The organism is Stenotrophomonas maltophilia group sp. msm4 (assembly GCF_032025605.1).
In the GTDB taxonomy this organism is placed as follows: Bacteria; Pseudomonadota; Gammaproteobacteria; order Xanthomonadales; family Xanthomonadaceae; genus Stenotrophomonas; species Stenotrophomonas sepilia.
On sequence record NZ_JAVSKK010000007.1, the window covers coordinates 1 to 12376 of the forward strand.

The window sequence follows — 12376 nt, forward strand, 5'->3', positions numbered from 1 at the left end:
CGGGGGCCGCGCCGGCGCCGCCGAAGCGGCCCCGGCAGGAGCCTTACTGGCCGGCCTTCACCGCCACGAAGGCGCTGTTGCCGTTGGCCGTGCGGACCAGCAGCATCACCACGTCGTCCTTCTTGAAGCTGGACAATGCCCGGTTCAGGGCATCCACGCTGCCGACCGCAGTGCGGCCGACCTGCAGGATCACCATGCCCGGCGACAGGCCGGCATCGCGTGCCGCCTGGCCCTTGACCCCGGTGATGCGCACGCCTTCATTGCCGTTGAGCCCCAACTGCTTGCGCTGGGCCGCGTTCAGGTCGCTGACGTCCAGCCCCAGCAGGGCGTTGGCACCGGTCTGCGGAGCCGCCTCGCCACCGCCAGCCGACGGCCCGCGGGCATTGGCCTGCCCGTCCTCGCTCAGTGCGGTCAGCGTGGCACTGAGCTCATGCGGCTTGCCGTCGCGGTAAACCACCAGGTTCACCTTGCTGCCCGGCGCCATCGCACCGATCAGCGGCGGCAGGTCGGACCAGCTGTTGACCGCGCTGCCGTTGACCGAGCGGATGACATCGCCCACCTGCACGCCGGCCTTGGCGGCCGCACTGCCGGCCACGATCTGGTTGACCAGCGCGCCGCGGCTGTCCGGCAGGCCCAGTCCCTGCGCCTTCAGCGAATCGATCGGTTCGACCACCGCGCCGAGCTGGCCGCGGGTGACCTTGCCGCTCTTCTTGATCTGCTCGACCGCGCTCATCGCCAGGTCGATCGGGATCGCGAAGCTGATGCCCATGTAGCCGCCGGAGGCCGAGAAGATCTGCGAGTTGATGCCGACCACTTCGCCGCGGGTGTTCAGCAGCGGCCCACCGGAATTGCCCTGGTTGATCGCCACGTCGGTCTGGATGAATGGCACGTAGCGCTGGTCCGGCCCCCCCGTACTGCGACCAACGGCGCTGACCACGCCGGCGGTAACGGAATGGTCGAGGCCGAACGGCGAGCCGATCGCGACAACCCATTGACCGGGCTTCAGGGTGTTGGAATCGCCCACGCGCACGGTGGGCAGGTTCTTGCCATCGATCTTGAGCAGGGCCACGTCGTACTGCTGGTCGCTGCCCACCACCTTGGCGGTGAACTCGCGGCTGTCGCCCAGCTTGACCTTCACTTCGCTGGCGTCGGCCACCACGTGGTAGTTGGTCAGTACATAGCCATCGGGCGAGATGATGAAGCCCGATCCCATGCCACGCCCCTTGATGCTGGGACCGCCATCCTGCCCACCCGGCCCCCGCCCCGGCATCGGGAAGTCAGGGCCGAAGAAGCGGCGGAAGAACTCCGGCATGTCATCGTCGCCCATCGGGCCGCGCGAGGCCTGGCGGTTGTTGCGGACGATGGTGGTGTCGACGTTGACCACGCCCGGGCCGACCTGTTCGACCAGGTTGGTGAAGTCAGGCAAGCCACTGACCAGCGGTTGTGCAGGCGCCCGCGGCGCCGCGGCCGGCGCAGGCTGGGTCTGCGCGGCAGGCGCCGGCGCCTGTGCGCAGGCCACCAGGGGAAGGGTCAGGGCCAGCAGGCCAATGGCCTGCGTGCGGAGTCGGGGAGTCATCGGACGGCAACCTCCGGATCGGGTGGAAAGAGGAATACGGGCCCCGCCGACGGCGGGGCGTGAAGGCGCCCGGCTCAGTCGCGCGGGCGCGGCGGCACCGGCAGGTCGTCCTGCAGGCGCGGCTCGAACGGGTAGAACGCGGCACCACCGGCATGGGCCGGGAAGCTGGCATTGAGCGCACCACCGGCGGCGGGCGCCAGGCTGGAGCGCGGCCATGGCCGGGCCTGCAGCCCACCGACCTCACCAAACGGCAGGTTGTGGTTGGCGTTGGCCGGTACGGTCGGAGCCAGCGGTGCCTGCACGGCGGCGATGGCGCGCTGCGGAGCGTCATCGCGCTGGGCGGCACGCGCGGCCTGCTGGCTGCGGGTTGCACTGGCGCGGCGGGCGTCCTGGCGACGGCTGGTAGCAGCCATCGCCACAGCCGGCGCCGCCGCCACGGCCATCGCGGCGGTATCCACCGATGCTTCGGTCACCGGGGCCGGCGCGGTTGGCGCCGGTGGCAGTTCCGCCTGGCTGGCGATCACCTGCGGCGCCAGCGGTTCACCCGGCGTGGCCTCCTTCAGTTTCTCGCCGCCGATGAACAGTGCGACGGCGGCCACCGACGCGGCCAGGGCGGCGCCGCCGCCCCAGGCCCGCCAGCCACTGCGACGTACCTGGCGACGCGGCTCGGCCTGTGGCGCCGGCTCGGCCGCGATGGCGGCAGCCACGGCGGCACTGAAGCCGGCCGGCGCCAGCGCCGACGCCTGTCCGCGCATCACGTCGCCCAGCAGCTGCCAGCGTTCCTGGCAGCCGGCCAGCTCGGGGTCGTGCTCCATCCGGCGCAGCAGGAAGCGCGCTTCATCGGCGCCCAGCTCGCCATCGACCAGGGCCGACAGCTGCTCGCGATGGCGCTGGTCCAGGCGCTGCCCGGCGGGCGATTGATGGTTCTGCGATTCGTTGAACGGGTTACTGGTCATACGCGGCTCTTCTCACGGGTGGCGCTGCCGATGTCCAGCAGCGGCCGGAGTTCGGTGTCGATCGCCTCGCGCGCCCGGAAGATCCGTGAACGCACCGTGCCGATCGGGCACCCCATCTTCTGCGCGATATCCTCGTAGCTCAGGCCTTCCACCTCGCGCAGGGTGATCGCTGACCGGAGTTCTTCCGGCAGCGCGTTGACGGCCTTCATCACCGTCTGTTCCAGCTCCTGGCGCATCAACTCGCGTTCGGGCGTGTCGGTGTCACGCAGGCGCGTACCACTGTCGAACTGTTCGGCATCGCCGATGTCGATGTCATCGGTCGGCGGCCGTCGATTGTGTGAAGCCAGGTAGTTTTTGGCGGTATTCACGGCGATTCGATGCAACCAGGTTGAGAACTGGGCATCGCCACGGAAACTCCCGATCGCGCGGTAGGCACGGATGAAAGTGTCCTGGGCGACGTCCTGACATTCGCTCCAGTCGGCGATGTAGCGACCGACCAGGGCCACCACCCGATGCTGGTACTTGCGCACCAGGACATCGAAGGCGGCACTCTCGCCGTGCTGCACGCGCCGGACCAGTTCCAGATCCAGCTCCTGTGGTGTATCAACCTCGGCCATGAGGGGCCGCACTCCTGTCAGCCCAACCGACGTCGGGCAATGAGACTGCCAATCCCGGGAAAAGTTCAGTCGCCGATCACCTGGCGCCGCACCAGCTTTTAACCACCGTTCCGTTAGCGTCCCGGTCCACGGCCATGGATCCGGGGGCGCCACTCCCCTGCTATTGGGATTTGACGCGGGGGAAACAACCTCTGGATCATAGCCGCTTCTCCATACACAACCGGATGGAACGTCCATGCTCTCAGGCTTCGATGGTCTCCGCTTCAGCCACTGGCACCCCGAGATCCGCGACGACGGCGTGGTGGTTCTCTCCCTGGATCGTCAGGACAGCAGCGTCAACGCGATGTCGCAGGACGTGCTGCTGGAGCTGGGCGACCTGCTTGAGCGCATCGCGCTGGACCCGCCCAAGGGCGTGGTGGTCCAGTCGCTGAAGAAGGCCGGCTTCATTGCCGGTGCCGACCTGAAGGAGTTCCAGGAATTCGACCGTCGCGGCACTGTCAACGACGCGATCCGTCGTGGCCAGGCGACCTATCAGAAGCTGGCCGAGCTGCCCTGCCCCACCGTTGCGGCGATCCACGGCCACTGCCTGGGCGGCGGCACCGAACTGGCGCTGGCCTGCCGCTACCGCGTGGCGTCCAATGACAGCAGCACCCGCATCGGCCTGCCGGAAACCCAGCTGGGCATCTTCCCGGGCTGGGGCGGCAGCGCCCGCCTGCCGCAGTTGGTGGGCGCGCCGGCGGCGATGGACATGATGCTGACCGGCCGCACCCTGTCGGCCTCGGCCGCGCGTGGCATCGGCCTGGTCGACAAGGTGGTGGCGCCAGCGGTGGTGCTCGACACCGCCGTCGCGCTGGCGCTGTCCGGTACCACCCGCCCGTTCAAGCAGCGCGCGACGGCATGGGCCACCAACACCTGGCTGGCACGCAGGCTGCTGGCGCCGCAGATGGTCAAGCAGGTCGCACGCAAGGCGAAGAAGGACCATTACCCGGCGCCGTACGCGCTGATCAGCACCTGGCAACGCAGTGGCGGCAAGCCGATCCAGGTCCGCCTGGACGCCGAGCGGCGCGCCGTGGTGAAGCTGGCCAGTACACCGACCGCGCGCAACCTGATCCGTATCTTCTTCCTCACCGAGCGACTGAAGGGCCTGGGCAGTGGTGATTCCGGCATCCGTCACGTGCACGTGGTCGGCGCCGGCGTGATGGGCGGCGACATCGCCGCGTGGGCCGCTTACAAGGGCTTCGAGGTGACCCTGCAGGACCGCGAGCAGCGCTTCATCGACCCGGCCATGGAACGCGCGCAGGCGCTGTTTGCCAAGAAGGTGCGCGACGAAAGCAAGCGCCCCGCCGTGGCCGCACGCCTGCGTGCCGACCTGGAAGGCAATGGGGTTGCCGAAGCGGATCTGGTGATCGAGGCGATCATCGAGAACCCGGAAGCCAAGCGTGCGCTGTACCAGACGCTGGAACCGAAGATGAAGCAGGACGCCCTGCTGACCACCAATACCTCGTCGATTCCACTGGTGGAACTGCGCGATCACATCCAGCGCCCGGCGCAGTTCGCCGGCCTGCACTACTTCAACCCGGTAGCGCAGATGCCGCTGGTGGAAATCATCCACCACGATGGCATGGCGCCGGAGACCGAGCGCCGCCTGGCCGCGTTCTGCAAGGCGCTGGGCAAGTTCCCGGTGCCGGTGGCCGGCAGTCCGGGCTTCCTGGTCAACCGCGTGCTGTTCCCGTACATGCTGGAAGCCGCCACCGCCTACGCCGAAGGCGTCCCGGGCCCGGTGATCGACAAGGCCGCCGTGAAGTTCGGCATGCCGATGGGCCCGATCGAACTGATCGATACCGTTGGCCTGGACGTGGCCGCCGGTGTCGGCCGCGAACTGGCGCCGTTCCTGGGCCTGCAGATTCCGGCCGCGCTGCAGACGGTGGAACCGGACAAGCGTGGCAAGAAGGATGGCCAGGGCATCTACACCTGGGAGAACGGCAAGCCGAAGAAGCCGGACGTGGCCAGCGACTACCAGGCCCCGGCCGACCTGGAAGACCGCCTGATCCTGCCGCTGTTGAACGAGGCAGTGGCGTGCCTGCACGAAGGCGTGGTGGCCGACGCGGACCTGCTGGATGCCGGCGTGATCTTCGGCACCGGTTTCGCCCCGTTCCGCGGCGGTCCGGTCCAGCACATCCGTGCGGTCGGTGCCGATGCGATCGTCGAGCGGTTGAAGGCGCTGCAGCAGCGCCACGGCAACCGTTTCGCCCCGCGCCCGGGCTGGGACAACCCCGTCCTGCGCGAACCGGTGGTCTGAGTTCATCGGCCGGGCCTGCGGCCCGGCACCCGCAGAGGCAACCGCCGAAGCAAAAGCCAGAGCCGGCGCCAGAACCGGAGCCGGAGCAACAGCCGGCTCTGGCTTTTCTGTTTGCTGGGCGGGGGGGGGGGGGGGGGGGGGGGGGGGGGGGGGGGGGGGGGGGGGGGGGGGGGGGGGGGGGCGCGGGGGGGGCGGGGGGGGGCGGCGGCCCCCCCCCCCCCCCCCCCGGGCGCGGGGGGGGGGCCGCCGCCGGCCCCCCCCCCCCCCCCCCCCCCCCCGCCCCGCCGCCCCCCCCCCCCCCCCCCCCCCCCCCCGACTCTACAAAAGCGAAGCACCTAGAAGTCGAACAACTCCGACAGGAAGCTGTCCTTCTTCTTTTTCTTGTACCCATGGCCGTACTGCTGGCCCCGGTTGTCCTCGTAGCGCTGGCCCAGGTGGCGGGTATCGCGATGCATCACCGGCGGCGGCGCAGCGGCCGGCTGTGCCTGCACAGGGGCGGGCGGCGGCACCGCAGCACCGGCGCCGGCACGTTCGATGATCTTGTCCAGCTCGCCACGGTCCAGCCACACGCCACGGCAACCGGGGCAGTAATCGATCTCGATGCCATGGCGCTCGGCCATCTGCAGGGTCTGGGTCTTGCACACGGGGCACAGCATGGGCATGGCTCCTGAAGGTCTGGCAACGACTCTACCTGCCCACGGATGACTGTGCGGCAACACATGACCGATGGCACAGGGACTTCCGGCGCGTGCCAGCGTCCTCGGCCGCCTTCCACACTGCACGCTGGTTCCGCAGGGAGTGCGTGCATGACCGTCCTGTCCCGCCTGCCCAACGCGGCGCGCCTGCTGCTGGTGCTCCTCGGCGTCGGCCTGGGCCTCAATCTGCGCGATGTCGCTGCGGCCGCAGGCGCGCGGATTCCCGCCTTGCCCATGCCCTACGGCGGCAGCCTGCTGGACAACGCACTGGCCGTGCTGCTGGCACTGCTGCTGGCCGCACTGCTGCGCCCCCATGGGGTAGGCCTGATGGCCAGCCTGGGGCTGCGCGGCAACGGCTGGCGCGGCCCGATGTGGGTGCTGCTGGCCAGCCTGCCCTGCTGGCTGGGCCTGGCGCTGCTGGGCACGCCCAACACCGCACTGACCACCCTGGATGCAACGATGCTCGCCGTGCTGTTCCCACTGGCCGAGGAAGTGCTGTTCCGCGGCCTCGGCTTCGTGTTGCTGGTGAAGCTCATGCGTGGCCCGTGGTCCCTGCTTGCGCTGCCGCAGGCGCTGCTGTTCGGTTGGGTGCACTGGCTGGGCTTCGGCGGCTTCGACGGCGGCGGCACTGCCCTGTTCGTCGGCGCGGTCATCGCACTGGGCGGCTTCATCTTCGCTTGGCTCGACCATCTGGACGGCGACACCCTGTGGTGCGGCCTGGTGCTGCATGTATCGATGAACATGGCGTGGAACGCGTTCAGCCTCGATGACGCCGTCGCGCTGGGCTGGCAGGCCACCAGCCTGCGTATCGGCACCGCGCTGCTGGCGGTGGCGGTGCTGGCCTGGCAGGTACGCCGCCGGCAGCAGCATCGGCTGTAACGCCCACTTAGCCTGGCGTGCACGCCGGGATCACCCCCGGCTTGCGCATACTTGCGCGCCTTCTGCTCCCCTGTTGTCCGGAGTTGCCGCGTCATGTTGCTGTCCAAGCGCTTTGTGGAACCGCGCGTCCTGCTGATCGAGGACGCCGAGGAAACCCAGGAACTCAGCCGCCTCGCCCTGGAAAGCCAGGCCTGCCAGGTCACCGCTGTCAGCAGTGCCGAGGCCGCGCTGGGCCTGCTCAACGCCGGCGAGCCGTTCGACCTGCTGTTCACCGACGTCTGCCTGGGCGGGATCAGCGGCATCGAAACCGCCAACCGCGTGCGCGAGCATCTGCCGCAGCTGCCGATCCTGGTCACCTCCGGCATGGACCAGCATCATGTGCTGCCGCAGCTGCGCGCCGACATCCACTTCCTGCCCAAGCCGTACAGCATGAGCGAGCTGCTCGATGCCATCCGCCTGTGCTTCCGCCATGCAGCGGATGCCACGTTGATGCCGCCGCCGCAGGCCAGCGCGGCCTGAGGCAATCATTCACGCATGGCGTGGATTGAACCTGCAATCAACCGCTGCTGTACGGTCCGGTACCCGGGAACACCTTCAGCAGCGCGCGGGTGATCATGTCCGGATACACGGTGAAGTGATCCTGGTCATCGATCACCATGTTGTCCACCGTCAACGAGCGCCCGTTGGCGCGCAGCTGCTCGGCGAATTCGGCGTTGTGGCGCAGCATGTCGTTGCGGGTGAAATAGCGCGGCTCCGGCTTCACCGTTTCGAAGCTGCCGATCGACAGCACCACCGTGGTCGGCTGCGTGGGCGCCTTGGCCTCGGCCTGCATGCGCGGCACCCGATGGTTGTCGAACCACAGCGACGGGCTTGACAGGATGTAGGTGCGGAACATGTCTGGGCGCGTGGTCAGCACGTAGGCACCGAACAAGCCACCATAGGAATGACCGGCATAGGCGCGCCGCGCCGGATCAGTGCGGTAGCGCGCATCGATCATCGGCAGCACCTGCTCAGCGAGGAAATCACGGTAGTGCGCCGCGCCGCCGTAGCTGACGTCGTCGCTGTAGTCACGCGGATCGGTGCGCGCCGGATCGCTGGGCGTGTAATCGCGCGAGCGGCTCTGCTTGGACGTCAGGCCTTCCTGCGGCGGCAGCCCGACCAGGATGAAATCCTCGAGGTTCACGCCCTTCTGCCCCACCATGTTGCGCACGCTGCGCACCAGCGGGAAGGTGTACAGCGCATCGGTCACATACAGCACCGGATAGCGCTTCTCTGGATGCGCCGCGTAGTCAGCCGGCAGTGCTACCCAGATCGGATAATCGCGGCCCACCGGATCGTGCACGCGCAGCGCTTCGGTATCCGGCAGCACCACGCCCGGCACAGCGGTGGCCGCGCTTTCTTTCGCTTCATTCTGCGTTGCCGGTGGCGCCACCGACATCGCACAGCTACTCATGGCCAGGCAGGCCGCCATACTCCATCCACGCACACGCTGCATCCACACTCTCCCATTGCGGGCGGCGCACCGCATGGCACCGCTGCCGCATCCTTGCATGGCGTGCAGCCCGGTGCCAGTGCGGTCAGGGCGAGGCCGGCGGTGGTGCCGGGAACAGCGTGCGCAGCGCCTACATTGCGGCCGGGTGATAGAGGGTCGCGTGGGTTTCCTCCGGCAGTGGCAGGTACTTCACCAGCGGCGACGGCGAGGCGTGCTGCAGCAATGCGGCTAGTCGTGCGGCAGAGGCGGCCAGCTCCGGCTGCCCGCTGCTGGCCAGGAATACGTGCGGCTGCGCACGCGTCACCGCAGGCAACTGCTTGGCCACTCCGGCCAGCATCGCGCCGCGGTTCCACCACAGGCTGGGATCCAGCGCGATGTAGCTGTTGAACAGCGCCGGTTCCTGCAGCAGCGTCTCAACCACGAACAGGCCGGCCAGCGACTCACCGATCAGCGCGCGCTCGTCGGTGGTCGGGTAGCGCTGGCGTACCTGCGGCATCAGTTCATCGCGCAGAAACGTGCGGTAGGCCGCGGAACCCCCAATGCGCGGCGCGATCTTCTGGTCCTGCGGATCGCTGCTGGGGCCGGTCATGTCGCGACGGCGCTCGGTGTTCTCGATGCCGACCAGCAGGAACGGGCGCATGCTGCCATTGCCGCTCAGCACCTGCACCAGTCCTGCCACGTGCAGGAAGTCCTCATCGATGCCGCCGTCGGGCATGTAGATCACCGGCAGCGGTGTTTTCGGGTCCAGGCCCCACGGCTGCGGGCGGTAGACGTTGATGCGGCGGGTCTCGCCCAGCGCCTTCGACTCAACGGTGAAGGTCTCGCCGATCACCAGCGGGGTTGCGGCCGCTGATTGTACGGACGGCGCCGGTTCGGCGGCCATCAACGGCGCGACGGAGACGGCGGACAACAACAGCGACAGCATGATCAAGCGCATGGGGTGACCCGTCCTGGGAAAGAGGCCGAGCATAGCGCCCAGCGGCAGGCATTGGCGGCTTCTGCACGCTCAGCATCCCTGCCAGATGCATAGATCCATGCCATGCGGGGGATGACCTCCCCGCGCGCAACCGGGTACGGCTCGGTTTCCCATGCGAATCGCAGCCGAGCATGGCTCGGCTCTACAACAGTTCAACCGTCGCGGATGGGACGGATCACTGTAGAGCCGAGCCCACGCTCGGCTCAGCCCACCGCGCAAACCGCAGCCGAGCATGGCTCGGCTCTACAACACCTTGGACGTCGCAGATGCACCGATTTTTGAGTGCGTGACCCGCTGTTCCGCACCACCACGGCTGGCAAACGTGGCGCGCACTTTCCACGTTCCCCACCACGGCAAACGTGCCGTCAGCGGCAGTTACCGACATTGTCCAACGCGACCGACCGAGCGCATGAGCACATGCGTCGCGCCCTGTCGCTTGCTGCGTCGGCGCGGCCTGCGCCACCATCGTCGCGCGCCTGGATTCCGCATCGTTCTTCGGAAAATCCTCATTGAGCTCCAGGCGCAGGCGTAAACACCATACTGCGCCACCGACAACGGGTGGCAGCGGGCCTGCAAGCCCGTAATGACATTCACGCTGTTGTTTGCGCTCACCCGCCGACACTGTCTTTGGACCGTGCCGGCGGGTGATCCGTCGGCCTTCATGGCGGGCGGTGCGTGGGGGTCTTCGGACCCGCCGGCTACTACGTGATGTCATTCCGGCTTGCAGCCACGCATCGCCTGCCACCCGCCCTGCGCGGTGGCACGCCCACTCCAGAGCTGAGGAAGCCGAGATGACCGACCGTCCGCCCTATGCTTCATACGCCGCCAGCACCCACGATGACGACGACAACCCTGCGCCCGAACTGAGCACGTTTCTGGCTGCCTCAAACGCATCCGCGCGGGCGAAGGCGCCGATGGCCTGCCCTGGCCTGAAACCAGCCTATCTGCGGGGCGCGGGGTTGCCCTGTCGCGGGTGGAACGAGCCGCCATTGGCATGCTGACCGTGGCGGAAATGCTGCACGCCGCCGACCGCTGCCGAGCAATGGCCACGCCGGACCGGCATCTGGATGCCGGCGTGGTTGAAGGGCTGTTCTTTGCCTGCCGCAGTCTGGCCGAGCTGGTGTGCCGGGACGTGCGGCCGGAGTAGCCTCACCCTGTACTGCAAACCGGGCCATACTGGGGCCGGACCGGCCGGTACCGGGTCCCATCGAAACCTACAAGGAGGTTTGCGTGTTGAATGTCGTGATCGTTGCCGCGCTGGCTGCTGGCCCCGCTGCGTCCGTACCGTATGCCGATTGCCTGCTGGGCAATATCCAGCCCGGGCTGTCCGATCATGCTGTGCAACTGGTACAGCGGGCGTGTGCGGCGAAGCATCCAGACAGTTTCCTTGCCTCGCTGGAACTGGAACGCGCCTACAGCGCCCAGCGGCAGGCGCGGTTCGATGCGGATCGTGCTGCGGCGGAGCGGGCTGCGAATGCCGCCGCCAATGCTGCAGCCGTTGCCACGCAGGTGGCGGCGGAACGCGAGGCGGCGCGGGCGCGCGGCGCCAAGGCGAAATAGGCATTTTGCGGGCAACAACACAAAAGGCACCGCTGAGCGGTGCCTTTTTGAATGACTTGGGTCATTGACCGCATTGGTGGGCCGTGAAGGATTCGAACCTTCGACCAAAAGATTAAAAGTCTTCTGCTCTACCGACTGAGCTAACGGCCCATTGCACTGCCCCAGCCTTTCGGCGGGGTGGGCATTCTACCCTACTTTGGCCGGTCGCGTGAAACCCGGGTGTGTCGAGGATGCCGGCCAGCGGCCGGCACTACCAGCGGCTTAAACCTTTCGGGCCATTGTCGCATCCCATCTGTGATCCTTTCCCGGAGCCATGGATGCGTCTGATCGCCAGCCTGCTTGCCGCCCTGCTGCCCTGCGCAGCCCTGGCCGCCCCGCCCCAGGTCGTCACCGACGACATCGCCCGCTTCTGGGCCACCTATGATGCGGTGCGCGCCGAACCCGATGGCGAACGCCGGGTGGCGCTGGTCCAGCAACGCTACATCGATCCCGGCAGCCCCGGGCTGCATGCGCTGATGCAGGTGCGCCACTACACTGCCCGCGAATACGCCGTGGCCATGTGGGCGTGGCCGCGCTTCTGGACGTCGGTGCGGCCGCTCACCGCCAACGCACAGCTCGCCAGCGCCACGCTGGAGCGCGACCTGACTGCGTTCCGGGCGCTCTACCCGGCACTGCGTCCAGCCACCATCACCTATGCAGTGGGCGTGCTGCGCACAGGCGGCACCACGCTGGGCAACAAGGTATTGATCGGCGCGGAGATGGCGCTCGGCGATGAGCGCGTGGACGTGAGCGAGCTGCCCGAGCCGATGCGCAGCCGCCTGCGGATCTTCTACGACAGCCGCCCCGGTGCGAACAACGCGCAGAACAACCTGCACGAATACGTGCATACCCAGCAGCGCGAGACCACCGGCAGCCTGGCCCAGTACGCGGTACGCGAAGGCGTGGCCGAATACGTGACAGAGCGCATCAGCGGGCGCCGCCCGGCGTTGCCGCTGTACACCTATGGGCCAGCGCACGAAGCGGAAATCCGCGCGCGCTTCCGTGCGGAGATGCACGGGGACAACCTGGACAACTGGCTGTACAACAGCGCGCGCAATCCGTTCGGGGTGAGTGACCTGGGCTACTACGCCGGCTACCGTATCGCGCAGGAGTACATGCGCCAGCAGGCCGACGAGAAGGCCGGTATCGCGCGGATGATTGAGTTGGACTATGCCGATCCGGCTGCGGTGCGGGCCTTCATCGAGGCATCGGGATGGTTGCAGGCCCGCTAGGTCAAGGAGTGCGGACCAACGGTTGGCACCACCGAGGGAGTGATTGCCCCACCGG

Annotated in this window: 12 protein-coding genes and 1 tRNA gene; 6 read left to right on the top strand and 7 right to left on the bottom strand. The window is 68.2% G+C overall.

Annotation, left to right across the window (positions count from 1 at the left end; genetic code table 11):
• Positions 1-43: 43 nt before the first annotated feature.
• From ROV93_RS22040 to rpoE, 3 genes are all read right to left on the bottom strand, one after another.
• Positions 44-1576: a DegQ family serine endoprotease gene (locus tag ROV93_RS22040; RefSeq protein ID WP_072169163.1), complete on the bottom strand. Its 1533-nt coding sequence runs from the start codon at positions 1574-1576 to the stop codon at positions 44-46.
• Positions 1577-1650: 74 nt separating this feature from the next.
• Complete coding sequence (locus ROV93_RS22045) at positions 1651-2532, bottom strand: sigma-E factor negative regulatory protein (protein WP_072169164.1); 882 nt, start codon at positions 2530-2532, stop codon at positions 1651-1653.
• Entirely contained in the window at positions 2529-3149 is a 621-nt protein-coding gene (gene rpoE / locus ROV93_RS22050) for an RNA polymerase sigma factor RpoE (protein ID WP_005418256.1), read from the bottom strand. Before rpoE ends, ROV93_RS22045 begins: the two co-directional genes overlap by 4 nt.
• Before the next feature lie 235 nt (positions 3150-3384).
• Here rpoE and ROV93_RS22055 point away from each other — a divergent pair, with 235 nt between their 5' ends.
• Positions 3385-5448, top strand: a complete 2064-nt coding sequence (locus tag ROV93_RS22055; RefSeq protein WP_072169165.1) for a 3-hydroxyacyl-CoA dehydrogenase NAD-binding domain-containing protein — start codon at positions 3385-3387, stop codon at positions 5446-5448.
• Positions 5449-5783: 335 nt separating this feature from the next.
• On the opposite strand, the gene ROV93_RS22060 is transcribed toward ROV93_RS22055, so the two are convergent.
• Positions 5784-6104: a zf-TFIIB domain-containing protein gene (locus tag ROV93_RS22060; protein ID WP_061480338.1), complete on the bottom strand. Its 321-nt coding sequence runs from the start codon at positions 6102-6104 to the stop codon at positions 5784-5786.
• A 150-nt stretch (positions 6105-6254) separates the two neighbouring features.
• On the opposite strand from ROV93_RS22060, the gene ROV93_RS22065 reads away from it, so the two are divergent.
• Positions 6255-7022 (top strand): CPBP family glutamic-type intramembrane protease, encoded by a 768-nt coding sequence (locus ROV93_RS22065; RefSeq protein ID WP_312541403.1) that lies wholly within the window; start codon positions 6255-6257, stop codon positions 7020-7022.
• Between the two features lie 93 nt (positions 7023-7115).
• Positions 7116-7541: a response regulator gene (locus tag ROV93_RS22070; RefSeq protein ID WP_180890571.1), complete on the top strand. Its 426-nt coding sequence runs from the start codon at positions 7116-7118 to the stop codon at positions 7539-7541.
• A 37-nt stretch (positions 7542-7578) separates the two neighbouring features.
• On the opposite strand, the gene ROV93_RS22075 is transcribed toward ROV93_RS22070, so the two are convergent.
• Positions 7579-8517, bottom strand: coding sequence for an alpha/beta hydrolase-fold protein (locus ROV93_RS22075; RefSeq protein ID WP_072167675.1), 939 nt, complete (start codon positions 8515-8517; stop codon positions 7579-7581).
• A gap of 127 nt (positions 8518-8644) precedes the next feature.
• Positions 8645-9451: an alpha/beta hydrolase-fold protein gene (locus tag ROV93_RS22080; RefSeq protein ID WP_312540834.1), complete on the bottom strand. Its 807-nt coding sequence runs from the start codon at positions 9449-9451 to the stop codon at positions 8645-8647.
• A gap of 1033 nt (positions 9452-10484) precedes the next feature.
• On the opposite strand from ROV93_RS22080, the gene ROV93_RS22085 reads away from it, so the two are divergent.
• Both ROV93_RS22085 and ROV93_RS22090 read left to right on the top strand, forming a co-directional pair.
• Positions 10485-10637, top strand: coding sequence for a hypothetical protein (locus ROV93_RS22085; RefSeq protein ID WP_227838078.1), 153 nt, complete (start codon positions 10485-10487; stop codon positions 10635-10637).
• Positions 10638-10720: 83 nt separating this feature from the next.
• Positions 10721-11050 (top strand): hypothetical protein, encoded by a 330-nt coding sequence (locus ROV93_RS22090; protein ID WP_072167673.1) that lies wholly within the window; start codon positions 10721-10723, stop codon positions 11048-11050.
• Positions 11051-11124: 74 nt separating this feature from the next.
• Here ROV93_RS22090 and ROV93_RS22095 read toward each other — a convergent pair.
• Positions 11125-11200, bottom strand: a tRNA-Lys gene (locus ROV93_RS22095).
• A 167-nt stretch (positions 11201-11367) separates the two neighbouring features.
• Between ROV93_RS22095 and ROV93_RS22100 the strand changes: the two genes are divergently transcribed.
• Entirely contained in the window at positions 11368-12321 is a 954-nt protein-coding gene (locus tag ROV93_RS22100) for a DUF2268 domain-containing putative Zn-dependent protease (RefSeq protein WP_072167672.1), read from the top strand.
• The last annotated feature ends 55 nt before the right edge of the window (positions 12322-12376 follow it).